The sequence below is a fragment of the Desulfosporosinus orientis DSM 765 genome (assembly GCF_000235605.1).
In the GTDB taxonomy this organism is placed as follows: Bacteria; Bacillota; Desulfitobacteriia; order Desulfitobacteriales; family Desulfitobacteriaceae; genus Desulfosporosinus; species Desulfosporosinus orientis.
The window spans coordinates 999,445-1,023,074 of sequence record NC_016584.1 but is presented as its reverse complement, the minus strand read 5'-3'; the positions used below and the strand labels follow the sequence as shown (position 1 = coordinate 1,023,074).

24 protein-coding genes are annotated in these 23,630 nt (G+C 41.4%); 3 read left to right on the top strand and 21 right to left on the bottom strand.

Features of this window, described 5'->3' with window-relative positions:
* Nucleotides 1-46: 46 nt before the first annotated feature.
* From DESOR_RS04885 to DESOR_RS30535, 13 genes are all read right to left on the bottom strand, one after another.
* Nucleotides 47-577 carry a YqeG family HAD IIIA-type phosphatase gene (locus tag DESOR_RS04885; RefSeq protein ID WP_014183497.1) on the bottom strand — a complete coding sequence of 177 codons (531 nt, stop codon included), beginning with the start codon at nt 575-577 and terminating at the stop codon, nt 47-49.
* 69 nt (nt 578-646) lie between these two features.
* Nucleotides 647-1,390 carry an RNA polymerase sporulation sigma factor SigK gene (sigK, locus tag DESOR_RS04880; RefSeq protein ID WP_042330819.1) on the bottom strand — a complete coding sequence of 248 codons (744 nt, stop codon included), beginning with the start codon at nt 1,388-1,390 and terminating at the stop codon, nt 647-649.
* Between the two features lie 141 nt (nt 1,391-1,531).
* Nucleotides 1,532-2,149, bottom strand: coding sequence for a hypothetical protein (locus DESOR_RS04875; RefSeq protein ID WP_014183495.1), 618 nt, complete (start codon nt 2,147-2,149; stop codon nt 1,532-1,534).
* 29 nt (nt 2,150-2,178) lie between these two features.
* A complete protein-coding gene (locus DESOR_RS04870; RefSeq protein WP_014183494.1) occupies nt 2,179-2,727 on the bottom strand; it encodes a PilN domain-containing protein in 549 nt (182 codons plus the stop codon).
* Complete coding sequence (gene pilM / locus DESOR_RS04865; RefSeq protein ID WP_014183493.1) at nt 2,728-3,801, bottom strand: type IV pilus biogenesis protein PilM; 1,074 nt, start codon at nt 3,799-3,801, stop codon at nt 2,728-2,730.
* Between the two features lie 20 nt (nt 3,802-3,821).
* The gene (locus DESOR_RS04860; protein ID WP_014183492.1) at nt 3,822-6,554 is read right to left on the bottom strand and encodes an Ig-like domain-containing protein; all 2,733 of its coding nucleotides are present in this window, start codon (nt 6,552-6,554) and stop codon (nt 3,822-3,824) included.
* Between the two features lie 104 nt (nt 6,555-6,658).
* Nucleotides 6,659-7,138 (bottom strand): hypothetical protein, encoded by a 480-nt coding sequence (locus DESOR_RS04855; RefSeq protein WP_014183491.1) that lies wholly within the window; start codon nt 7,136-7,138, stop codon nt 6,659-6,661.
* Nucleotides 7,139-7,152: 14 nt separating this feature from the next.
* Nucleotides 7,153-7,761: a PilW family protein gene (locus tag DESOR_RS04850; RefSeq protein ID WP_014183490.1), complete on the bottom strand. Its 609-nt coding sequence runs from the start codon at nt 7,759-7,761 to the stop codon at nt 7,153-7,155.
* Nucleotides 7,751-8,149, bottom strand: coding sequence for a type II secretion system protein (locus DESOR_RS27275; protein ID WP_014183489.1), 399 nt, complete (start codon nt 8,147-8,149; stop codon nt 7,751-7,753). The genes DESOR_RS04850 and DESOR_RS27275 overlap by 11 nt, the downstream gene beginning before the upstream one ends.
* Nucleotides 8,150-8,187: 38 nt before the next feature.
* Nucleotides 8,188-8,745, bottom strand: coding sequence for a pilus assembly FimT family protein (locus DESOR_RS27270; protein ID WP_014183488.1), 558 nt, complete (start codon nt 8,743-8,745; stop codon nt 8,188-8,190).
* A 43-nt stretch (nt 8,746-8,788) separates the two neighbouring features.
* A complete protein-coding gene (locus DESOR_RS04835; protein WP_014183487.1) occupies nt 8,789-9,997 on the bottom strand; it encodes a type II secretion system F family protein in 1,209 nt (402 codons plus the stop codon).
* A 36-nt stretch (nt 9,998-10,033) separates the two neighbouring features.
* A complete protein-coding gene (locus DESOR_RS29935; protein WP_014183486.1) occupies nt 10,034-12,097 on the bottom strand; it encodes a type II/IV secretion system protein in 2,064 nt (687 codons plus the stop codon).
* A gap of 132 nt (nt 12,098-12,229) precedes the next feature.
* Nucleotides 12,230-12,655 (bottom strand): type II secretion system protein, encoded by a 426-nt coding sequence (locus DESOR_RS30535; RefSeq protein WP_014183485.1) that lies wholly within the window; start codon nt 12,653-12,655, stop codon nt 12,230-12,232.
* Nucleotides 12,656-13,018: 363 nt separating this feature from the next.
* Here DESOR_RS30535 and DESOR_RS04820 point away from each other — a divergent pair, with 363 nt between their 5' ends.
* Nucleotides 13,019-13,882, top strand: coding sequence for an AAA family ATPase (locus DESOR_RS04820; protein WP_014183484.1), 864 nt, complete (start codon nt 13,019-13,021; stop codon nt 13,880-13,882).
* A 5-nt stretch (nt 13,883-13,887) separates the two neighbouring features.
* On the top strand, nt 13,888-15,096 hold the full coding sequence (locus DESOR_RS04815) for a vWA domain-containing protein (protein WP_014183483.1): 1,209 nt from the start codon (nt 13,888-13,890) through the stop codon (nt 15,094-15,096).
* Nucleotides 15,097-15,283: 187 nt separating this feature from the next.
* Here DESOR_RS04815 and DESOR_RS04810 read toward each other — a convergent pair whose 3' ends face one another.
* From DESOR_RS04810 to DESOR_RS04800, 3 genes are read right to left on the bottom strand one after another with little or no spacing between them, the layout of a single operon-like run.
* Complete coding sequence (locus DESOR_RS04810) at nt 15,284-15,523, bottom strand: DUF4911 domain-containing protein (RefSeq protein WP_014183482.1); 240 nt, start codon at nt 15,521-15,523, stop codon at nt 15,284-15,286.
* A 2-nt stretch (nt 15,524-15,525) separates the two neighbouring features.
* Entirely contained in the window at nt 15,526-15,798 is a 273-nt protein-coding gene (locus tag DESOR_RS04805; protein WP_014183481.1) for a DUF4911 domain-containing protein, read from the bottom strand.
* A 34-nt stretch (nt 15,799-15,832) separates the two neighbouring features.
* On the bottom strand, nt 15,833-17,092 hold the full coding sequence (locus tag DESOR_RS04800; protein ID WP_014183480.1) for a peptidase U32 family protein: 1,260 nt from the start codon (nt 17,090-17,092) through the stop codon (nt 15,833-15,835).
* A gap of 456 nt (nt 17,093-17,548) precedes the next feature.
* Between DESOR_RS04800 and trpB the strand changes: the two genes are divergently transcribed.
* A complete protein-coding gene (gene trpB / locus DESOR_RS04795) occupies nt 17,549-18,730 on the top strand; it encodes a tryptophan synthase subunit beta (protein ID WP_014183479.1) in 1,182 nt (393 codons plus the stop codon).
* A gap of 496 nt (nt 18,731-19,226) precedes the next feature.
* Here the strand turns inward: trpB and mltG are convergent, their stop codons facing one another.
* From mltG to DESOR_RS04770, 5 genes are all read right to left on the bottom strand, one after another.
* Nucleotides 19,227-20,252 carry an endolytic transglycosylase MltG gene (mltG, locus tag DESOR_RS04790; protein ID WP_042330817.1) on the bottom strand — a complete coding sequence of 342 codons (1,026 nt, stop codon included), beginning with the start codon at nt 20,250-20,252 and terminating at the stop codon, nt 19,227-19,229.
* Nucleotides 20,253-20,359: 107 nt separating this feature from the next.
* On the bottom strand, nt 20,360-21,697 hold the full coding sequence (locus DESOR_RS04785; protein WP_014183477.1) for a VanW family protein: 1,338 nt from the start codon (nt 21,695-21,697) through the stop codon (nt 20,360-20,362).
* A 151-nt stretch (nt 21,698-21,848) separates the two neighbouring features.
* Complete coding sequence (locus tag DESOR_RS04780) at nt 21,849-22,154, bottom strand: DUF1292 domain-containing protein (protein ID WP_014183476.1); 306 nt, start codon at nt 22,152-22,154, stop codon at nt 21,849-21,851.
* Nucleotides 22,155-22,217: 63 nt separating this feature from the next.
* On the bottom strand, nt 22,218-22,637 hold the full coding sequence (ruvX, locus tag DESOR_RS04775; RefSeq protein WP_014183475.1) for a Holliday junction resolvase RuvX: 420 nt from the start codon (nt 22,635-22,637) through the stop codon (nt 22,218-22,220).
* Between the two features lie 20 nt (nt 22,638-22,657).
* Nucleotides 22,658-23,599, bottom strand: coding sequence for an aldo/keto reductase (locus tag DESOR_RS04770; protein ID WP_014183474.1), 942 nt, complete (start codon nt 23,597-23,599; stop codon nt 22,658-22,660).
* Between the last annotated feature and the right edge of the window lie 31 nt (nt 23,600-23,630).

Genomic DNA, 23,630 nt, shown 5'->3' with positions numbered 1-23,630 from the left:
TATTTATTTAAATAGCGAAAAGGAATGGCTTAGCCATTCCTTAATGTTAATGAATTTTCGGGCTATAGGGTTTCGCCGAAGCAAAATGCTTCATCAGCCAAACAAGCACCTTTTCAATCCGACGCATAATCCGTGTTCCGATAAACTCATGGTCATTAATGGGTGTGACCAAAATTGTATATAAACCAAGACGATTTCCACCTAATATATCCGTAAATAACTGATCCCCGATAACCGCTGTATCTTGCTGTCCTGTTTCCAGTATCCTCATACCAGCCTGAAATGCTCTTCGCCTTGGTTTTGTCGCCCCAAAAACGAAGGGAATTCCTAAGCGGTCGGCAACAACGGCTACTCTCTGACGCTTGCTGTTATTAGATACTACACACGCGCGAATTCCTGCTGATTTTACTTTCTTAAACCAAACCTCAACTTTAGGGCCGACCTCCATATCATTCCAAGGTGTCATTGTATTATCTAAGTCAATAATGAGCCCGCGAATCCCATCCCGAACCAGTTGTTGAACAGAAATTGAATCGAGGGAACTAGCTTGACGTGTCGGTCGAAAATACTCTAACATAGAATCCTCCAAAGTGCATAAGTTTATCTCATTATACCTTAGAGAATACCGCAAGAGCAAGTAATGGTTTTACCTATTTGGATCAATCTTTGCCATCTCATCCATGAGTTTCTGAATCGCTTTTTTCTCAATGCGGGATACATAAGATCTAGAAATATCTAAAGCTTTGGCAATTTCTCGCTGAGTTCGTTTAGGACTGTTCATTAAACCATAACGCAGCTGCAAAACTAATTTTTCTCTCTTAGTCAACTTTTTGACTAGTTCGAGTAAAGCCTTTTGTTCGGATTCATTTTCAACTTTTAAAGAAATATCTTCCTCGTTGGAGCCCAAAACATCAATAAGTGAGATTTCGTTGCCCTCTTTATCTGTGCCGATGGGATCGTATATAGAGACTTCACCCCGGGATTTTTTCAGGGACCGCAAGTGCATTAAAATTTCATTTTCGATGCATCGAGCAGCATAGGTCGCAAGCTTAGTCCCTTTATTTGGATCAAACGTGTTAATTCCCTTAATTAAACCGATTGTTCCAATAGATATTAAATCATCCCCATCTTCCCCCGTCCCGTCAAATTTTTTAACCAAGTGTGCCACTAACCGCAAATTATGCTCGACCAATGTGTTACGCGCGTTCTCAACCTCACTGGTGAGGGTAAATGGTTCAGTTTTGCTCTCACTCAAGATTTTCAAATAACGCGCTTCCTCCTGCTCATTCAAAGGCTGGGGAAAGGCATTATTGTTGATATATGAGACTAATAAAGTAACTCCCTTAATCACTGAGAGTGCAATACTGACAAAAAAGAGTTCCGCGAACATCATCTCACCCCTTTCGCACGTATTTTAATACTATGCGTAAAGGGGTAAGTTTTTGCTTATCCACCTAAAGATAAAAAAAGTAGAACCTCTTTTCCGGAAACGAAACAGATTGGTTCTACTATACAAAACATTCCTTATAAATTATTCCTGAAAAATCTGTGCATTTGTGGCTGTACCAAAAGGATAAATCATATAGGGTGGTTTTGCATCCTTAGATATCCCACTAACCGCTTTGTTAGGACAGTATAAGGTCATTTTTAACTCCACTTGTAATTCCCCTTGTTGATTAACTAGCTTAGTATTCTGAATAGCAAATCTTGGAGTACCTGCGTACTGTAAATGCTTAATTATACTGAGCACTAAATCAACTTGACCAGAGAACGTGAAAGTCAGGGGCAATTCTTGATAAGTTCCTTTCTTTAATGGTTGCCCAAAAACCACTTTATCAGGGATAACATGATATTGTTTAGCAGTATTGTAGAGATAGACCAATATCTCTGGCTTATCTAACTTTGTTGATGTCTGACTCAGTAATTGACTTTCTTGAGTTGTTAAAAGTTTCATTTCCCTTTCAATCTCAGAAACATTTGCCGAATAATCAATTAAACGTTGGTAATAATCTCTGCGCTCATTTAGTTTAACAGTATTTGTTCTAATAAGAGCCCATTGAGGAATAAAGAGATACGTATAGTATGAGTAACAAATGCCGAATCCAATAATAAGCATAAGTACTAATTTCTGAATTTCTTCTTTTTTCATTTATTTTCCGCCTACTAATTCAGAATTTTTCACTTTATTTTCAAAGATAGATTAAAGTCCTGAGATTGATCAAGCAACGAAATGGTTTGGATGTCAACATTTTGAAAGAGATTGGAATTTTGTAGACTTGTCCAAAGGCGTGCCACATCGACTGGTGTTGGAATACTTACTACAAGCAAAAGAGAATTATCGGCTTGCAGAGAAAACGATTTAATTTTAGTTCCTATCGGCAATAATAAACGAATCTTCTCTAATACCGGACCTGGATCATGTGTGCTTCTTTCGGACAGTTCACTAACTGATTTCAAATTTTGAACCTGTTTTGTTAATGTATTCAGTTTTTGGACTTTTTCATCAATATTCTTAAAGCTTAGAATTAAATTATTTGTTTTTGTCAGATCCAAATTTAATTTGTAATTCCATATCCAAGGTGAAGAAGCAATTACTATTAGACCAAGAAGAACACTAATAAATATAATTATTTCTTCTGTCCGAAAGTAAAACCTGCCATTTGAAGACTCTTTTCTAAGCTGAGCTTTCCAGGCAAGTGCAAAATTAAAATTATGTTTTCGCCGCATCTAATCCTCCCGCAAAGCTAAACCATAAAGACTGCCATATTTCATCCAATTTATATGTTTTTCTTTTGCTTGACGAACAAATTCCGGTCTCCATTCTCCCGGAAAACCCTGTCGCGTCTCAACCCCTAAACTAGTTTCAAATAATTCTTTAACCATCGGCAAGTCAGCAAGTTCTCCGGTTAAAAAAATGTAATCAATGGATTTCCCAAAATGCCTAGCAGCAAAGAATGTTAAAAACTCACCCAGCGTTCGCAATACAGGATTGAGTAGATCTTCTAAACTTCCACTTGAATTGCTTGAATGCTCATTCTGAACAGAATTTTGCGCAGGATTCAGACCCACTAATTCTGCTTCTTGATCCGAATAAAGGAAGAATAGGCCTTTCTCTAAAAGAATAAATTCGACACGCTTTGTCCCTAAATCTACAATTGCAATATCTGAAATTTTATCACTGGGATCGTCCCTCTTCTTGATCGGTTTTTCCTGATCAAGAAGTTTTCCATAAAGTCGAGCAAGACTATCAGCGGTGAGATCAATCACAGCCGGCTTCAAACCCATTTTTTCTAAGCTTGAACAAAACGTTTTCCATTGAAGTATTGGCAAAGCCGCTAAAAGTATTCTCTGCCTCTTTTGTCCTTCTTCTTCAAAAACATCGACAATTCTATAGTCAACTAGGTAATCAGCAACATTAAAAGTAAAGTATTGGGAAACCTGTTCAGTTAGCAGCTTATCTAGATCTTTAGCTGGCATTTTGGGTAAAGTAATCATTCTCGTAATCGTCCCTGGACAAGAAAATGCAAGTTTTAATTTTTTTGTCGGCACTTTATTTTCTTTAAGCCAAGCTTTAAGTTGAGTAATTGACTCAAGTTCACTGGGTTCTGAAACCATGGTTAACTCTGAATCCTCATATGAATTATTCTCTATAACCTTAGACTCAATTATATCTGTATAATCCCCCTCTGCAGAATACTGAGAAAGCTTTGTAACTTTTAATTTAAATTTATTCTTTTTAACTTGAGCAAACGTCCAACTTTGTCCCTGAATGACTGCTAAAGAAAGCTTCTTGCTAAACATTTTCTTCTCCTTGAACTTCCTTATTGTTCCCAAGCTCTGATAATCCCGCCTTCTTTGGGGATAACGGTTAATAAAAATGAACCTTTAAAAGTTTGTCCATTGATCTGGACAGTTGCTGTGATTGTACAAGTTCCTGCTTTTATTCCCTGGACTAGACCAGATTTTATCGATGCAACATGAGAATTGCTGCTGGTCCATTCAGCTATGTCTGTTAATACATCCGAAACTGTTCCATCACTAAACTTCAGCTTGAATTGTTGAGTATTCCCTTCAAAAAGAACATCTAATACTGGGGTTATTTTTAAATCTGTAACATTTTTTATGGTTAATTCCGACGAACCTTGAGAACCGGTTGTATTATCATTAGCAGTAATTTTACAACTGCCCTCAGACTTTCCTGTAGCCAAACCCGAACTATCTATCTCTGCTATACCAGTATCACTGCTAAGCCAAGTTACCCTGCCTGTAACATCTTGGGGCTCAGTTCCATCGGCATAAACCAGCAGAGCATTATATTGTTGATTAAAGCCAATGGGAATTACTTTCGAGGAAGGACTAAGAATTAATGCAGGTTTTACTGATACAGTAATCTCTCCGCTTAATCCAGAAACAGTATCCATGGCCGTAATTACGCATTGACCTCCGCCTTGTCCTGTAACTTCACCGTCATCGTCACAAGCTGCAACATTTGCATTCTCCGATGTCCATATTACCGAATCCGTAACATCTTTAGTGGAGCCGTCAGGATAAACTAAGATTGCACTTAGTTGAAGGGTATCATTAATGTTGAGCGCTTCAGTATTAGTGGAAATAACCTTTAATTGTGTCGGAACCATTACAGTTAACGTAAAGTTACTGTTTGCCCCACTGATACTATCAAGTACGGTGATCTGGCAGCTTCCGGCTACCTTTCCCGTAACTAAACCTGAATCACTGACTATGGCAACATTAGTATCATTACTTGACCAGTGCGCTGAATCAGTAATAATGGTAGAATTTCCACTGAAGTCTGTCAATCTGGCATAATACTGTTGAGTTGCACCCGAAACAATGTTTGTAACATCCGGATTGATATTTATGGTTGGCATTCTGATTATAAGAGTGGCAGTGCAGCTGACACCACTGCTGGAATCTGTTGCTGTTATCGTAAAGGTTCCATCCCCTTGCACACTAGCCAAACCAGATTGACTAATTGTGACTGATGCCAAAAAGGGATAGCCGCTGGTAGAAGTAGACCAAAGAACAGATGATGTAATATCTATGGGATCTTCATCATAATCAGTACGTAACACATGATATTGCTGAGTAGACCCTGATGAAATCGTTGTATATGCAGGCGTAATTTCCAGTGTAGGCAACACAACAGTGAGCTGGGCAGTATCTGTGTAAAGAATGTTATTCACTGTACAGCTTGCTGTAATTGTACAGGTCCCTGGGCCAACGCTAGTAGCCAAACCGGAAGCATTAATGGTTGCCACATTCGGGTTGCTGCTAGACCAAGTTATCTGAGGATTAGGTGTTTCACCCGTAGTTATCAGACTTGATAAGTCATTATTACTACTATCAATGGTTAATTTGTAAGGATGTATCACTACTTCTTTTCCTATCACTCTTCCTAAGATTGTAAGTATCGATCCATTCATTGTTATCGTGCCATTGGGTGCATAAACCAAACCGTTTAAATCCACACTTGAATTACCTACAGTAATATTTCCATTCTTTGAATATAGACAGACAGGAGCATTATTAGTAACCGATAATGATGTTGAATAAATCGTAATGTTACCAGTCGCTACAATAGGACCTGTCCCTTTAAACTGATTGCAATATATATCTAAATTACCATTTACATAAACAGGTGAATCAAAAGTAAAGTTGTTGCCCGAAAACATTTTACTGCTACTATAAATTTGTCCTGTTTCTTGTGCTAACGCTATGATTTCATCGTTTACATCCGGCATAGTTACAGAGGAGGCATTTTGCACAACCTCTCCTATTTTTATATCATTTTGGTTGCCATTAAGTGTTACGCTTTTAACAGCCTCACATTTCCCTGATATATTAAGCTTATAAACCGACGCTACAAAATCTTTATTAGTATGGGTACTTCCGTTAATATTAAACTCTGAACCGTTCAGTGCTAAAGTAGATGAAGTACTTCCTGAAAACAGCGCATAGTCTAAGGCGGTTCCAGTAATGCCATTGCTAGAATTATCATTATTAATGACTGCTTCAAACTGTTGGGTTGAACCCATGGAAATTATCGCTGCAGGAGGAATAATATTCAGTGAAGTTTGCTCTCCTACAACAGTAAACGTGTCCGTTACAGTAACGGTTCCTTTTCCTGGGTCTCCTGATACCTTAACAATCCATTTTCCGCTTACATTACAACTGATATTTGTCAAAATCCCGTACGTATTAGCAGGGCCTTTGGGTATTATGAGATTATAATTGGTTGATTGACCATTTGGATTGATTAAATTAACTGCCAAAGGCATGTCTTCTAAGACTTCTGGACATTGTGCCTTTCCCCCATTTGTCGCATAAAAGTAGAGAGAAAAAGACTGATTCACATTAACTACTAGGTTGCTGATAGTTGCCTTTTTTGTAAACTCGCCACTGCTCGAGATAGCAAAAGTTTTAGAAGAATTAGGACTGGCAGCAAACGTAGCTTCAACAGGTAATGAACTAATAAGGATAAACCATACAACTATAAATTTACATAGTATTCTAATGTATTTAACCTTATCCATGTCTCCACCTCCAAAACAAATCTCTCTAAATCTTACTAAATACAAGCCCTAATCAACAATAGATGCTTTTTAAACTTAAAGGCAACGAAATCAGGAACAATTAACTATGGGCCTTCTGGAGGCTCAGGGGGTTCGGGCGGAACATCTATTGTAAATGCAAAATCTTTTTTAATTGATCGTAAAATATGATTAGAATCTGTTTTACTGGGAAAATAGCCGTCGCAAGTTGCTGTTATAATGTACACATATTTTGTACCATCGGAATTGAGATATTTGTCACTAACCAATAGCTCTTTCACTTCAAAGTATCCGCCATATTTCGAACCAAAAGGGTTGCTTTCTGGTGGCGGCACCGGTATCCTGTCCCTTTCATTAACTTCATCATGATTTAATATGTAATCGTTACAATACGCAACTCCATAACTCGCACCTGCATCTGCCAAATAATAAGCTTTTAAAGCTTTTTCTTCACCTGATTGCAGGCTAAACTGATTTTTGATAAAAGAAAAAAGAATACCCGATATAAGGAGTAATACCATTATAGCCACGACAGCTGTCAAAAGGGCTGAACCACGTTCTCGCATGTTGTTCTCTCCCTCTAATATAAACGTATCCAGGAAATGAGTTGGCTATTGTCTAAGGCTGTAATTTCTATTTTCAAAAGCCTATCTATATGCTCGAGCCCAGGTTCAGTTGATAGCTTTATGGATTTAATCTGATCAGAAATTAGTTTATTGTTATTATTAACATCACGATACCATAATTCCGAACCTACCAGATAAATAAATGGGCCTTCAGGCAAGCTTGCAGTGTTTTGAGGATTAATATTTATTAAACAGCACTCAATCTCAGTATTAATGTCGTCAGGGTCCCGATAAACGTAATAAACACCTTCGTCAAAACCCGCATCACCGGGATAATAGTACTTTTTAACCGGGGGAACATTGCCGGTTGAAAACCTATCCTTTTCTGCATTAGGGTTGAGCCTGATCTCGTCTAAAATATGCATCATTGCTGCACGAGTATTGTGATTAAGGTCATTTTCCTTACTGGCACTCTGAAAAAAACCAAACTGCATATGCATTATTTGAAAAACATATAGCAAAAGGAGGCCAAAAATCGAAACAGCAATCATTACTTCTACTAAAGTGAAACCATTATTTTTGGGGTAATCATCATTGCTATTAGCAATCCAATTAATCATCATGTAAATTTACCTGATAGTTATACATTTCAACATCAGCTTGGCCCGGTGCCGATATAATCACTTTAAATGGGATTAAAGCCATCGTCTTCCCATCTAATACAGGTATGTCAAGGTTCCTGTCATCCGGAGCAATAGTGTGATCTACAAAAGTTGTGGTGAAAGTATTAAATGGATAAGCCATTATTGTACTATCAAAGGATGTTTTCCCTTCTAAAGCTGCTTCCATCCGCCCTGCAGCGAAAAAGACCATTTGCTGGTGTATTTCCTGCTTTTTTAAATAGTTATAGGACAAGGAATTGCTTTGAACTACAAAACTTGTTCCGATTAATAAAATTGTAATGGCTATAATGACTTCTAATACTGTCATTCCTTTTTCTTTTCGGCGCATTAATGTCTTACCCCTTTTTGTTTACTACATCAAACTCATCACCAATTAATCTTAACTTCAAGGGTATCAGAACTTAAGTCAACACTAACAGACTGGGGCAAGGAACGAGAATTAGTCAATGTAATGCTTACAGGACTGGTTTTGAGAAAACCTTTTCTGTCAAATATTAGGCAACGATCCTCAACAGTATCAAAATCCAAAGGGATATTATCAACTCCCCCATTCGAAGGTATCGTTTCAAGTCCTGTGCCAGAGGTATATGCAAAATGAACACCCCGATCAAAGTCGTCTTTAGTTTCCAAGGAAGTATACTCTTTAGTAGTATCATTAAAATAAAAGATCTGAGCTGAATTAGAATTCAACAAGACATATACGTTGGTCCGCCGGTCCATAGCATACTGTTTAGCATTACGTAACTTTCCTGCTAACATTTGAGCCGAAGACTCTAAATGGTAATGATCCGTAAGTCCTTGATACTTTGGAACTGATACCATTGCTATAATTCCTATCACTGCCACGACAATCATTATTTCAACAAGAGTAAATCCTAAGCTCTTTTCTTTTGTTCTAGGAATGGTAACGGAAGTTTCCTCCATGAACTCCTCCATATCATCTACAACTATAAAACTAATGGGGCATTTATCGGCTTAACCCGCTTGTCATACTGAATATAGGTAAGGCAATAGAAATAATCATACCTCCTGCTAAAACTCCAATTAATACTGTAAAGGCCGGCTCAACTAACGCAACCATTCTGGAAATACCGATCTCAACTAATCTATCGTAATGATCGGAGACTTCTTCCATTAATTCCTCTAAGCGTCCGGTTTCTTCTCCAATGGCCATCATCTGAATCACGAGAGGATCAAAAAATGGTTCTTGCCCAAAAGCAGAATTGAGAGTTTCGCCATTAATAATTCTTTCCTTGGCTTTAATAATCGCCCTGCGAGGAACTTCATTGCCTAAAATGCTTTCCATGGAATCAAAAATAGAAATTATTGGTATAGAAGAGTGCAAAAATAGTGCAAGAGTACGGGAAAAGCGGGAAATAATAACATTCTTAATGTTCTTACCAAAGAGAGGAGTTCTTAACATCAAAGAATCAAAAACATATCGATATTGGGGAATTTTAATAAGTCGAAAAAAGAATAATACTATGCCTATACAGCCAAGCAAGAGGAAAATAAAATTGTCTTTTATAAATTCCGTGGTATTAACCATAAGTTGAGTAATTACCGGCAAGCTTTGTCCATTCTCTGCTAACATACCCGTGATTTCAGGAAGAATAAAATTCATAAATAATATGAGTAGACCAATAAGTACAACTATTAAAATGACAGGATAAATAGCTGCACTGGACATTTTCTTGCGAATAAAGTTTTCTCGATCATAGTAAGCAGCCATACTTATAAGAACAGAATCCAAATTACCGCTTTCTTCACCAACGGATACCAAATTAATAAGTAGTTCGGGCAAGGAACCTTGACAGCTGCGCATTGCCTGTGCCAAAGAATTACCTCGACTTACTTCAACATATAAGGTACTTACAACCTCCTTGAAGCGAGGAGCATTGATTTGAGACTGCATGATTTCCAAGCCTCTAATCATACTTGCCCCCGAACGTATAATCATTGCCAGTTGACTACAAAAGGAACTAATTGATTCTGCTTTTATTCTGCCCTCAAACCTTTTATGAAAAAAACTGTCGATTTTCTTTACTTCTTTAAGCATGATGATCTGCCAGTTATTATTAATGATAAACATTCTGGCGGATTCCAAATCAATCGCTTCTACTATACCGGTTCTTAAAGATAACTTATCATCGACTACTTTATAACGAAACTGCACATTTCACCATTCCCAATTCTTAGTGATGATTTTAATTTATTCATTTACGAAAGTAACCCGTAAAAGTTCATCCATCGTAGTAATACCTTGTAAAACTAGTTTTGCTGCAGCTTTTTTAAGTGTCTTCATGCCATGTTTTATGGACAATTTTCTTATTTCATCAACACTGGCTCGTCGATTTATAAGTACCCGGTGTTCTGATGTTATCGGCATTATTTCAAATATAGCTCGTCGGCCTTTATAGCCACTATTATAACAAAAGGAACATCCTTTACCTTTTTTCAATTCTAACGGGACATCAAGATCTCTTTCCAGAAACATATGATCTAAGGGACTTGCTTCATACTCAGCAGCACATTTAGGACAGGTTTTTCGGATTAACCTTTGTGAGATGACTCCTAATAGCGATGCTGATAATAAATAAGGTTCGATCTGCATATCCACAAGACGATTAATAGCGCTTGCAGCATCATTAGTATGAATAGTTGACAATACCAAGTGACCAGTTAAAGCGGCACGCACAGCAATTTCGGCAGTTTCTTTGTCTCTCATCTCGCCCACCATTATAACATCAGGATCCTGCCTCAATATTGACCGTAAACCTGTGGCAAAGGTAAGTCCTGCCTTTGGATTAATCTGTATCTGATTAATTCCGCTAAAATTAAACTCGACAGGATCTTCCAAAGTAATAATATTTTTTTCCGGAGTGTTCAGTTGGTTGAGCATTGTGTAGAGTGTTGTACTTTTTCCGCTGCCTGTCGGGCCTGTGACCAAAACAATTCCATAAGGTCTTGTAATAAATTCATTAAATCTGTCCTGATCTATGCCTTCAAGTCCAAGACTTTCCTTATCAACTGTCACATTGGTTTTGTCTAATACCCTTAATACAACCTTTTCTCCAAACATGGTTGGAGCAGTGGAAACACGCAGGTCTATGGTTTTTTCGCCTAATTGATAACTAATCCTGCCATCTTGGGGTAAACGGCGTTCCGAAATGTTGAGGTCTGACATTATCTTAACTCGACTTACAACCGGTCCTATCATTCCACGCGGAGTTCTCATACTCTCATGTAAAACTCCATCAATTCGAAAGCGTATCCGCAGCTCTTCTTCCATAGGTTCAATATGAATGTCGCTGGCCTTATTATTAATGGCATTTTCAATAAGAGTATTCAAAAACTTAATAATTGGAGTAGAAGTTTCATCATCTATTTCTACCCCTGCTAAAGAGACTTTAGCCGTTTGAGTAGTTGCGGCCACAGCGCTTCCAGACTGACGCAAATAATCCCTAGCCATTTTCTCTGCTTCACTATGGGCATAATAACGATCAATTGCTTTCAGAATATCCTTCTTCTTAGCTAAACAAGGTTTGACCAGCATTCCATTAACTTGACGCAATTCATTTATAATGGAGTAGTCCGTTGGATCATTCATCGCCACCATTAACTGACCATTATTCACTTCTACAGGAATAATCGTGTACTTACGGGCTAGGCTCTCAGGAATCAGCCCTACAGTTTCATCTGGGATAATTACCTTATTCAAATCAATTAAAGGTAAACCCAATTGACTCTGCATCGTCCGCAGAATTTGCTCTTCACTGACTAAACCTTTAGCCATTAGGTGTTTGGCATACTCACGAGCTGCCTTTTCCGCATCCTGATGACTATAATAGCGATCAATGGCATTTAGAATCTGATCTTTCTGCGCCAGACAAGGTACGATGGGCATTCCGACGGCAATCCGTAGATCTTCAATGGCAAAGTAGTCCGTCGGATCGCTCATGGCTACCATTAGTTGTCCATCAGAGATTTCCACCGGAAGAACAGAGTATTTTCGAGCTACTTTTTCCGGCAGCTTTTGCAGGATCTGCTCTGCAACGACAATCTGATTCAAATCAATTAGAGGTAACCCTAGTTGGCTCTGCATGGTCCTTAGAATGTCGTCCTCAGTGACAAGTCCATGATGAATTAGCACTTCTCCTAAACGCAAGCCAAGAACTTTTTGGGTCTTTAATGCTTCATCTAACTGAGTTGGAGATATGACACCCCCCGCTATGAGAATTTCACCTAGCCGTTTACGATCTTGACGAGGTACCACAGACTAGCCTCCTTGTTCCTACAAGAGATAATATACTTAATATAAAGTTTAAGAAGATAATTCCTACTTAATGATATTATAAAAGGGTGTTTCGGCAAACACCCTCCAGTTTTCAATAATTTACACTATATTTCAATATGGTTTGACAGTATTGTTATAAACAACGTCGCTATCACTATTTCCGTAACCTTTAATTGTAACTTCATTTCCTGAAACTGTTACTACTACCATTCCAACCCCTTCATCATCACTTAATCCTTCACCACCTTCATAAGGATTAGTAATTTCATCATCTCCGCTATCTCCAAACTGGTCAGAAATATGCCCAAGAATAGCGTCATCATCGTCACCATTCGCTACCCACTTATCAATATTTGCAATAGTATAAGCTTCAATAGATTTTGCATTCGTAATAACTCCAGTAGCTTTAGCTGAATCTTTAATACTACTCATTTTTGGCACCAGCACAACCGCCAAAATCCCAATAACCGCAATAACAATCATAAGTTCGATTAATGTGAAACCATCTTCTTTTCTTCGTTTAATCCTTTCCCTCATCCGATTCACTCCTCCTAATATGTACATTTTCCCACAAATCCTACTTATAAAGGACTTTTGACCTATTGACTATTAGGTCTTTATTCATTTACATACTTATAATATCGATAATTTTCACCATCGTCAATAGGTCTTAATGGCATTATAAGCTTCCAATGACAATTATTTCAAAATACCTCCCTAATAAATACCTAACCTACTAAGTATTTTAATTTTTAGCAATTACAATTCTCACTATAAAATCCTAACCCTTGTAGACAAGTTTTGAAAATACAAAGTTTGACAATTCAACCCTCACATCCCCCAATAAGTGGTAATATTGTGTTAAAATATATTAAATTACCACTAGGAGGGAAATAGAAAATGACCGATCATCTATCCTATCAAGGTACTGAGGATTACATAGTTTCCAGCGATCTCCGCAACAGTGTCAATATCTCAGTGGCCTTAAAACGACCGCTCCTAATCAAAGGCGAACCTGGTACCGGCAAGACTGTCTTGGCGGAAAGCATCGCCAGTTCCCTGGGGCTCCGCTTAATTGTCTGGAACATCAAATCTACCACCAAAGCCCAGGATGGGCTCTACGTCTATGACACAGTACAGCGCCTCTATGACAGCCAATTCGGAGGACAGAATGTTGCGGATATCAAACAATACATTAAATTAGGCAAACTGGGGAAAGCCTTCCGCTCCGATGAACGAGTGGTTCTCTTAATCGATGAAATCGATAAAGCTGATTTGGAATTCCCCAATGACTTGCTCTGGGAATTGGATGTGATGAATTTTTACATCCCGGAAACCGGAGAAATCATCACGGCCAAACACCGTCCCATCGTCATTATCACCAGCAACGCTGAAAAAGAACTCCCCGATGCCTTTTTACGGCGCTGTATTTTCCATTACATAGACTTTCCGGGTCAAAATATGATGCAGGAAATAGTCCATGTCCATTTCCCGGATTTAGAAGATCAATTACTGACCGAAGCCTTAAAGTCATTCTACTGGCTGAGAACTGTTTCAGGCCTGCAGAAAAAACCCAGCACCAGTGAATTACTGGACTGGGTGCAAGCCTTAACCATCGGAGGTATTGAACCGGAGAGGATTTCTAAGGAGATCCCGTTTCTGGGAGCCTTGTTAAAGAAGAATCAGGATTTTGACTTGGCCTTGCGTCAATTGCACCTGCGGGACACGGACAGTCCGTCTCGTGCCGGCAAACGAGTCTGGTAAGGCCTATGTATATCAGTTTCTTCTATCAATTGCGTCGGGAAGGAATCCCTGTTTCCATTACAGAATGGATGACTTTAATGGAGGCTCTGTCTCAGGGCCTGGCCGGATCCAGCCTGGCCGGTTTTTACTATTTGGCCAGAGCCGTTTTAGTTAAAAGCGAAAGCCATTTTGACCAATATGACCTGGCCTTTCAAAAATATTTTCGAGGGATCGAGACGCCTGAACAATTATTGGATCAGGTATCGGAATGGCTGAAAAATCCATTACCGGCCAAAATGTTTTCTGAGGAAGAGCGCAACGAGATATTAAAGAAATTAGGGCTGCCCAATTGGGAAAACTTAAAAGAAGCTTTGGAGGAACGTTTGCGCAAGCAAGACAGCCCCCATCACGGGGGCAATACCTGGATCGGTACCGGTGGAACCTCTCCTTTCGGACACTCCGGGTTTCACCCCGGAGGCATCCGCATAGGCGGTGAGTCCTACGGGCAATCCGCTGTAAAAGTAGCCTCAGAGCGAAATTACCGTGACTACCGCAAGGATAAAACCTTAGGTGTCCGGCAATTCAAAGTAGCCCTACGCAAATTGCGCCAGTTCAGTACCCGAGTTGACGGAGCCAAGGATCAGCTGGACCTGGAAGATACCATTGCTGAAACCTGCAAGAACGGCGGGCAATTAAAGCTGGTCTGGACCCGTCCCCGCAAAAATGCCGTTAAACTCATGGTTTTAATGGATTCAGGAGGCTCAATGGCCCCTTACGCCGATATTTGCAGCCGCTTGTTTTCTGCCGTGCACAAGTCATCCCATTTTAAAGACCTGAAATTCTATTACTTTCACAACTGTTTTTATGAGCTGCTCTACCTGGATCCCAGCTGCAGCCCCAGGCGAGCTGTTAAAACCTATGATGTTCTCCATTCACTGAGCCCGGATTATAAAGTGATTATTATTGGGGACGCAGCTATGGCTCCCAGTGAACTCACCATGATCGACGGCAATATCTTCTGGGATGTGAGCAATGAAGAGCCGGGATTTACCTGGCTGCAGCGTTTCTCTAAGACATTCCCCTATAACGTTTGGCTTAATCCCATACCCGAAAAATACTGGGAGCGGGTACACGGCTATTACACCATTAAAATGGTGCGCAGTATCTATCCCATGTACGAATTAACCTTAGATGGTCTGGATCAAGCTATTAAAAAGCTCATGGTCCGCAAATAGTTAAGGAACCCCCCCGGGTTCCTTTTTCCTCTTAGGCAATAACCAAAGTTTTTTCATTTTACAGCTTTATTAGAATTCGGGCAATCCCAAAAGTCTAAGTTCCTTCACCCTGCTTGTACCAAAAATCTTACGCGCGTAAGATTTTTGGTACAAGCCCCTCCTGATCTGACTTCTATGGAAAAGGATTTTAACCAAATTCCACCTGCAAAGGCATTTTTTCAATGGCTTCCTTTAGTTCCGGCCAACACTGTTTGGTGGTTTGAATCATGACTTCACCCAACTCCTTGTTGGTGGTTGTGACAACCCCCAGGTGGCCCAGCCCTTCCACCAGCTTACAGAGCATCTGGATTTGGGAGCGATCGATGCGGGCTTTAATAATAAGGTCTATGTCCGAAAGCTGGAACCCTGGATATTCTGAAAAATTCATAGTCACTCCCCCTCGCCTTCATTTTGTGGCAGAAAATCAATCCGGAAGGGCATATGTTCGATTGCCCTTTTTAAATCCGGCCAACACTGCCTGGTGGATAAAATCATAACCTCTCCCAAAGCCCTATTGGTAGTGGTGACAATTCCTAAATGTCCTAAACCCTCCACCAGCTTATCCAGCATTTGCATTTCTGCCCTTGCCAAACGCGCTTTTATAACAACTTCACTATCATCAGCCAACGAATTTAATGATGCCGACTCCCCACAACCAGACATATTTTTATCTCCTTAACCTTTCTCTCAACAAAACTTACTTTTTCTCACTTTTAGCCCGCCTCAAGATGCTGAAAGGCAGAATCCTCCTGGGTACGGATAGTTTAATCCTTTGCTGGGCATGACGGGCTACTTCCAGGGGTTCTCCTTCAACATCCCACATTTCCTTGACTTCAAAGGACCAGCAATCACCTTGCGGGGTCAGAACCTCCAGAACCTCACCCAGCTTAAAGTTATTTCTCTGCTCCACCCAGGCTGTACCTTGCTCTCTAGAGCCGGCAAGATTTTGCACTTCCTCATCATCCAGCCAAACTCCGACAAAGTCATAGTCCCGCACATAATGAGACGTCTCTATGTTATGGGAATCAGCTCCCGGCTTGCCAAAGAGAAATCCCGGCGAATAATCCCGGTGGCTGACTTTATCCATTTCTGCAAACCACTGGGGGAGCTTAGCCTGAAAGGCTGCTTCTCCTTCATCCCAAAGTGTGTCAATGGCCTCCCGGTACACCTTGACTGTGCTGGCTACATATTGAGCACTCTTCATTCGTCCTTCGATTTTATAACTATCAATATTTAAAGACTTCAATAAGGGCAGGCGAGGCAAAAGACATAGGTCATGGGAATTAAACACATAAGTCCCTCGTTCATCTTCCTCAATAGGAAAAACTTGGCCCGGCCGTTTCTCCTCCACCAGAGCATAACCCCAACGACAAGGCTGAGTGCATTCCCCCCGGTTGGCATCTCTTCCCGTTAAATAATTGCTCAGCAGGCATCTTCCTGAATAAGACATGCACATAGCACCGTGGATAAAAATCTCTAACCCTCCGTCGACTTTAGCCCGTACCTCTTTCAGTTCCTCAAGAGTCAGCTCTCGGGCTAAAACAACTCTTTCAATCCCCTGTTTCATCCAGAAACGAATGGAATAGGAGTTTGTGTTGTTGGCCTGGGTACTTAAATGCAGGGGCAGTTTCGGCGCAGCTTCTTGAGCCAGCATGATCACTCCGGGATCAGAGACGATAGCTGCGTCCACCCCGAGACCTTCCAATTCCTTGAGGTATGCCGGCAGGTTTTCGAAGTCCTTTTCATGAGCAAAAATATTCACAGTGACATAAAGCTTTTTCCCTAAGGCATGGGTCCAGCGAACTGCCTGCTCCATTTCCTCTGCCTTAAAATTACCGGCATAGGCCCGCAAGCCAAAGGCCGCTCCACCCATATATACAGCATCTGCTCCATAAGCCAGAGCATATTTCAACTTTTCCATGTCCCCAGCGGGAGCTAACAATTCTGGTTTTTTCATAAAGATTCCCCTAACTTATAATCTTTTACATAACACCTCTTGACGAAGTGGTATCTGCCATATTACAATACAGAAAATTAATAAGCAAGACAATGATGAGAAGTAGTAAGTCTTTGCGGAATGTCTTAGCGAGTCAGAGCAGGTGAGAGTCTGATACACTTCCCGTTGACCGAATGGATCTCGGAGTCGTAATCCGAACACGAGTAATTTTAGTAGGTGATACCGGGGGTTTCCCGTTACAGAGACACGGATATCGAGAGGTCCGCTCTCCGCATCTGATTATTTGCCGAGACATGCAGCCTGCTCCGTATCTAAGCTTGGAATATGGGTCGTATATTATACCCATGCAAAGGTGGCATTAATGGAAATGAACTTTCTGTCCTTTACCAGGACCGGAGAGTTTTTTTTATTTTACCAGGTAGGTTCTAATGCAACAAAAAATAGGAGGTAATTATCATGGAAAAAGGTTATTTTGGTGAATATGGCGGAAGCTTTGTCCCGCCCCAGTTGGAAAACGCTCTTAAGCAGTTAGACGATGCCTTTGAAAAGTATAAGGATGACCCTGACTTCAATCAAGAACTGGACTATTATCTCCGTCAATATGTGGGACGACCCAATCCGCTCTACTATGCTGAAAAGCTTTCCAAAGAATTAGGCGGGGCCAAAATCTATCTTAAACGTGAGGATCTTAACCATACAGGCGCCCACAAAATCAACAATGTTCTCGGGCAGGCGCTTCTGGCTAAGCGCATGGGAGTCAAGCGGGTTATTGCCGAAACCGGAGCCGGACAACACGGCGTAGCCACAGCAACTGCTTGCGCCCTCTTTGATATGGACTGCGTGATTTATATGGGCGAAGAAGACACTAAACGCCAAGCCCTCAATGTTTTCCGCATGGAGCTTCTAGGCGCCAAAGTGATCTCTGTTACTCAAGGAACCCGCACTCTAAAAGATGCTGTAGATGCGGCCCTTGGGGATTTTGCCCAAAACTACGAAAGCACTTTTTATATGCTGGGCTCGGCTGTTGGTCCCCATCCTTTCCCCTCTGTGGTAAAACACTTCCAAGCGATTATTTCACGGGAAGCCCGCCAGCAAATCTTAGAAGCCGAAGGCAAGCTTCCCGATGCGGTCATGGCTTGTGTGGGAGGCGGCAGTAATGCCATCGGAATGTTTGCAAATTTCATTGTAGACTCAAGTGTTAACCTTATCGGAGTTGAACCGGCAGGTTTAGGCTTAGAAACGGGCAAACACGCAGCGCCCCTTTCCGCCGGAGCCCCCGGTATGGTCCATGGCTTTAAATGCTATGTTATGGCCGACGAAAAAGGGGAGCCGCTCCCTACCCACTCAATTTCCGCCGGACTGGATTATCCCGGGGTCGGACCGGAACACAGCTATCTTAAAGATATTGGCCGGGCTGACTATGTAAGTATTACCGACCAGGAGTCACTTGATGCTTTCCATAGACTTTCCCGTTTCGAAGGGATTATCCCTGCTCTGGAGAGCGCCCACGCCGTCGCTTACGCTCTTAAACTGGCACCTACGATGAAACCTGACCAAATTATCATCGTCAATGTATCCGGACGGGGTGACAAGGACGTAGAACAGATCTTCAATTTGACCAATCAATCCAAATACTGAAAAAACCGACAACCATGCTGAAAAAAGGAACCCGAAAGACAGGGCAGCTTCGTCCACAGAAGAGAACCCATTGCATGGAGAAGCGGTAAAAGCCCACAAGACGGCGTGGGGAGACGGAGCCACGGGTTCACATCAGGTACTACCCGGAGGTTTGGCACGAAAGTGTCCGGTGGACATTTTCGCTCGAAGCGGCTATCACCAAAGAATACTTATCCGCTGAAGATAGCTCCCGCAGCCGCGAGTGGGCGAGCCTCGGAATGCTGCGGTGACACGAAGACACTGTCTTCGCACGGATTACCCTTCTTGCAGACACTGTCTTCGCACGAATTAGCTTTCTTGCAGGATGTGGGCGAAGCCGCCCGACCCGGGAGCACTCTCCTTTCATCCTTTGCTGGTGCTGCGGCAAACGGCATGAAGAGCTACTCTGAACAAACCTCACGGTCAGGTTTTTGCCGGTACAACCTTCTGAAATGAGCTTACCGGCAAAAACAATCCTTTATCCCTGATACAACTTCACATTTTTCAAATGCTCGGAATAGGTTTTGGCAAAGGCATGATAGCCATCTTTCTTAGCAACGAAGTACAAATAATCTGTTTGAGCGGGATACAAGGCCGCTTCTAAAGAAGCATGCCCAGGATTCGATATTGGTCCGGGCGGCAAGCCTTGATGAAGATAGGTATTATAAGGCGAAGGGATCTGCAGGTCCTTATCATAAAGTTTTGGCTTTGGTGTCCCTAAAATAAATTGGATGGTAGCGCAGGACTGAAGAGGCTGACCTATTTTCAGCCGGTTTTGAAAAACAGAAGAAATAATTGGACGATCCTCGGCCTTCACGGCCTCTTTTTCAATGATGGAAGCCAAAGTCACCCACTCAGATACCGAGAAATTCAGCGTATCCAGCTGTTTTTGTACCTCAGGGGTGATTTCTTTCTCAAACTGCCGAAGCAATAAGTCAATGATGGCATGGGGGCTTGATTTTTTATCAAAGTCATATGTGTTCGGCGATAAATAGCCTTCCAAGCGGTGAACTCCATTTGGAGCATCCTTTAGAAATGAGTAAGAAAAATTATCTTCACTAACAACTTTGATAAAATCTTCTTTAGTTCCAAAACCCTTTTGCACCAGCAAGTCAATAATTTGATCTGTTGTAAAACCTTCGGGGATGGTTACCCGCTCCGATTTTACTAATGGTGAATCTTTAACCAAACGGTTGATCATTTCTTCGGGACTCATCTGAGGAGTTAAATAATAGTCCCCAACATATAATTTAAATTCGTCTTTATTAAGACGAGCTAATACCTTAAACATAAAGGCACTGCGTATAAGCCGGCGCTCTTGCAGATCCTCAGCAAGCTGCCCTGCTGTTGTTCCCGGCGCAATGGTTATTTTTTGATTAGTGCCTTCAGAGGAGTATGGTTTAAGAGCCCAGCTGCACCAAGACACTAAACCAAAGCCCCCGATTAAGAAAACAAGAAACAATTTCATGAAACTCTTTCGTACTCTTTTCTTTTTTGGGGACATAGCTTCACCGAGACAAACGAACTGCTCCTAAAATCCTGGAGGAGCAGGTACGCTTGTTCCTTTCATCATTATTAGCCGACTAACGTACTGTTCATCAGTTTCAAGTCTCAAGTTCCTATGCGCAAAATTCGATTGGCAGGAGCATACCGATCACGTCCTAAAAACTTTTTGGTCTCATTGCCTTTTCCGTCCCGAATAATCTGCCAGGTATTGACAATGACTCCTTTGGAGCCCGACTGTTCTCTTAAAACACGGCCTTTTGGCAATTTAGGATCGTATCGTCGTTCAGTTTTATAGGGAATTGTCTTCTCAACTTGACCCTCGATGCGTACGGTTTTATCTGTCTTTTTGCCCAGAATCCGAATTGTCAGTGTTCCCGGTTGTACATCCGTCCGTATATACACCAAACTAGCTGTATTGTTTTTAAGCTTGAAATCAATGTTTGGATAATTGACAGTTGCATCTTGACCGGGAGGTACATATTTAACAGCAACAGCATGGGGCATCCGTTCCACGATTTCTAAGTTACTGAGTAAGGCAGCATTATATAGGGTGGACGAAACTTGACAAATACCCCCGCCTGTTCCCTGCACATACTCGCCATTGACGATGACATAAGCCTCTTTATACCCTGTCTCAGGCTCACGAGGGCCAATTTTATCATTAAAGGATAAAACCTCTCCCGGAAGAAGGACTAAACCATCTAAGGCTTTAGCAGCCTTTGTCAAATTCGCAGATCGGTTTTTTTCTTTGCTTAAAAACTTAGTGGAATACTCCCCAATTACTGAATCGAAGGCTAAAGCTTCTATGGATTCCGTTGTAACAACAGGCTGAACTTCGACTATAGGGACCTCGATGCGATTTGGAACTTCCTTCAAGGGGGTATTTTTAATTTGAGCAATCAGTTGTTCTACTGAAACAATCTGACCGTTCTCACCCGGCTGGACAAGAACTTTATCGTTTTGAATCGTGTAGGTAGCGTCTTTAGCCGGCTTGTTGAATATGCTAAGCTTCTCTGCAAGTTCTTGATTGGCTGTTAAAGAATTGACTGTTAAAACGCTGGACAAAGACGTTCCGGGGCTGAGCTTAGCATTGTCAATAATCCTCTCCGTATCGACTTTGACTCCGATGTCACTTAAGGCCAAAGGAATCTCTGTATTATTGTACAACAGGACACGCGTTTCTTCCAGCTTGTCCTTGGCCCAATTCTCAATCTTCGCTGACGCTTCCGGAACAGGAGTCCCGCTCAAATCCAAATCATCAACCTTTGTCCCTTCTGGGAGCACTCCGGTTGCTAGTTTGCTTTGGCTTTCAGAACCATTAAGTGATAATTTATCCGGCAGGGAGATTTGATTGCTATCACAGCCACTTAAGACTATAAGACATAAAATAATTAGTCCTGAAAAGAAAAGATTCTTCAATTCAACGTTTAAATGTTTTATCATCTCCACCTCCGTTCTTTTCAAATTTAGTATTTCCATTAAGTTTGTCCTTTATCTCTTTACAAAAACTTGGTAATCACAATAAAAAAACTCGCTGAGCTCATTGTCTCAGCGAGTTTTTCTATTCCAATACACAAATTTTGAAGGAAATTTCTTATTCAGCATCCTCAGAATCCACTAAGTTTTCCCAAGCATCGGCTACTTTTTCCCACTCTTCATCATCTTCGATGTCAAGAAGCATTTCGCCGCCTTCGGCATCTTTGCCAAGTTTAAGGATGATTGCTTCATCTTCTTCAGATTCATCTTCAGAAATAGGCATTAAAACAAAGTATGTAGATCCGTCAAGTTCCAAAGTGTCCAGATGAAGAAACTCGTGGTCTTTTCCCTCATCATCTGTGAGAATGACTGTATCAAACTCTTCAACGTCATGCTCATCATGGTTATGTGGATGGTCCGTCATGTGATTCACCTCTTAATTAAAGAATATGGTCATTGTACTATTGTGGGTTATGATTGTCAAATTTTACCCCAGAGTATTTTTTGACTTGCTGTCCAAGTACCCCTGCAGGATAAAAACAGCTGCCATTTTATCGATAACATTTTTGCGCTTTGCCCGGGACATGTCCGCTTCAATCAGAGAACGCTGGGCTGCAACGGTACTTAAACGCTCATCCCAGAGGATAACCTCAAGTCCAAACTCTGCGCGCAAAATCTCGGCAAATTCTTCAGTGGCTTCACAGCGAGGTCCTTTCGTTCCATTCATATTCTTGGGATAGCCTACGACGATTTCTCTGACTTCATACTCTTTGATCAGTTCTCTCAATTCCTGAAGCTCATTCTTAGAGCGTCTGATGGTCTTAACTCCCTGAGCCGTCCAGAATAATTCATCGCTCATAGCCACTCCAATGGTCTTCGTACCAAAATCCAGACCCATAATCCGCAAAGTATTTCCTCCCAACCATTTTAAACGATTTTCAGACAAAAATGCGGACAGACTCTCCCGCAATAACCACAGAGTACACAGGCTTCGGCATCGACAACCGCCACCTCTTCCAGGCTCAAGGCTCCTTGAGGACAAACTTCGATGCAGCGCCCGCAGCCCTGACACCAATCAGCGATATACAGTTTGCGCTCCCTATGCTTCACTTTCTCCTGCAGCTCCGGAGGGATTTCTTTTTCCGACAGCAAAAGCAAATTATAATCCACTTCTTCCCGGCTGGACATTCCTAGAGCCATGCTCTGCACACCGGAAATACTTCGAATAAACTCGATAGCTTTTTCCGGGTCATGGGTTAAATGCCCGCCGCCAAACACCTTCATAGCGTAAATCCCAATCCCAATTTCTGAGGCAAAGCCAATGGCATCCAGCATTTCCTGTAAGCTTCCGTCAATAATACCGAGACCCTGGTAATTCAAAATAGGATGAATGACATCCAAGCCAGGCAAAAGAGCTCCGGCTCGTACCCCCGCCACAGCATGGGTTGAGATTCCGATCCAGCGGACGATACCTTGCTCTTTAGCCCGTAAGAGTTCTTCCCAGGCACCGAAATGGCCCTTCAAGGTCAGCGCACTTTCCTGTTCATGAAGGAGGAAAAAATCAAGGGTATCCCTATTCAAAGCACTCCTGGCCTTCTCCAAACTATGGCGCATTTCCTCTGCAGTGACAGAATAGGATTTGCTCACAATTTGAACCTCATCATGTCCTTTGATGGCTGCAGCGATTTGTCCATAGTTATCATATATTTCCGCTGTGTCAATCCAATTAATGCCTTGCTCAAAGGCATAACGCAGAACAGCAATTCCTTCTGATTCTGACACACGACCTTGCAAAGGCGATATGGCTAAACTTCCGAAGCAGATCTCTGAAACCTCTGCTCCCCATAAACCCAGCTTAACTTGACGCATTTTTGTTCTCCTCATTAAGTCTTAAGCTACA

What these genes read in the sequence shown, in the direction of transcription:
- DESOR_RS04885 (WP_014183497.1), bottom strand. Translation starts at nt 577, where the DNA reads ATGTTAGAGTATTTTCGACCGACACGTCAAGCTAGTTCCCTCGATTCA.
- sigK (WP_042330819.1), bottom strand. Translation starts at nt 1,390, where the DNA reads ATGTTCGCGGAACTCTTTTTTGTCAGTATTGCACTCTCAGTGATTAAG.
- DESOR_RS04875 (WP_014183495.1), bottom strand. Translation starts at nt 2,149, where the DNA reads ATGAAAAAAGAAGAAATTCAGAAATTAGTACTTATGCTTATTATTGGA.
- DESOR_RS04870 (WP_014183494.1), bottom strand. Translation starts at nt 2,727, where the DNA reads ATGCGGCGAAAACATAATTTTAATTTTGCACTTGCCTGGAAAGCTCAG.
- pilM (WP_014183493.1), bottom strand. Translation starts at nt 3,801, where the DNA reads ATGTTTAGCAAGAAGCTTTCTTTAGCAGTCATTCAGGGACAAAGTTGG.
- DESOR_RS04860 (WP_014183492.1), bottom strand. Translation starts at nt 6,554, where the DNA reads ATGGATAAGGTTAAATACATTAGAATACTATGTAAATTTATAGTTGTA.
- DESOR_RS04855 (WP_014183491.1), bottom strand. Translation starts at nt 7,138, where the DNA reads ATGCGAGAACGTGGTTCAGCCCTTTTGACAGCTGTCGTGGCTATAATG.
- DESOR_RS04850 (WP_014183490.1), bottom strand. Translation starts at nt 7,761, where the DNA reads ATGATGATTAATTGGATTGCTAATAGCAATGATGATTACCCCAAAAAT.
- DESOR_RS27275 (WP_014183489.1), bottom strand. Translation starts at nt 8,149, where the DNA reads ATGCGCCGAAAAGAAAAAGGAATGACAGTATTAGAAGTCATTATAGCC.
- DESOR_RS27270 (WP_014183488.1), bottom strand. Translation starts at nt 8,745, where the DNA reads ATGGAGGAAACTTCCGTTACCATTCCTAGAACAAAAGAAAAGAGCTTA.
- DESOR_RS30535 (WP_014183485.1), bottom strand. Translation starts at nt 12,655, where the DNA reads ATGAGGGAAAGGATTAAACGAAGAAAAGAAGATGGTTTCACATTAATC.
- DESOR_RS04820 (WP_014183484.1), top strand. Translation starts at nt 13,019, where the DNA reads ATGACCGATCATCTATCCTATCAAGGTACTGAGGATTACATAGTTTCC.
- DESOR_RS04815 (WP_014183483.1), top strand. Translation starts at nt 13,888, where the DNA reads ATGTATATCAGTTTCTTCTATCAATTGCGTCGGGAAGGAATCCCTGTT.
- DESOR_RS04810 (WP_014183482.1), bottom strand. Translation starts at nt 15,523, where the DNA reads ATGAATTTTTCAGAATATCCAGGGTTCCAGCTTTCGGACATAGACCTT.
- DESOR_RS04805 (WP_014183481.1), bottom strand. Translation starts at nt 15,798, where the DNA reads ATGTCTGGTTGTGGGGAGTCGGCATCATTAAATTCGTTGGCTGATGAT.
- DESOR_RS04800 (WP_014183480.1), bottom strand. Translation starts at nt 17,092, where the DNA reads ATGAAAAAACCAGAATTGTTAGCTCCCGCTGGGGACATGGAAAAGTTG.
- trpB (WP_014183479.1), top strand. Translation starts at nt 17,549, where the DNA reads ATGGAAAAAGGTTATTTTGGTGAATATGGCGGAAGCTTTGTCCCGCCC.
- mltG (WP_042330817.1), bottom strand. Translation starts at nt 20,252, where the DNA reads ATGTCCCCAAAAAAGAAAAGAGTACGAAAGAGTTTCATGAAATTGTTT.
- DESOR_RS04785 (WP_014183477.1), bottom strand. Translation starts at nt 21,697, where the DNA reads ATGATAAAACATTTAAACGTTGAATTGAAGAATCTTTTCTTTTCAGGA.
- DESOR_RS04780 (WP_014183476.1), bottom strand. Translation starts at nt 22,154, where the DNA reads ATGACGGACCATCCACATAACCATGATGAGCATGACGTTGAAGAGTTT.
- DESOR_RS04770 (WP_014183474.1), bottom strand. Translation starts at nt 23,599, where the DNA reads ATGCGTCAAGTTAAGCTGGGTTTATGGGGAGCAGAGGTTTCAGAGATC.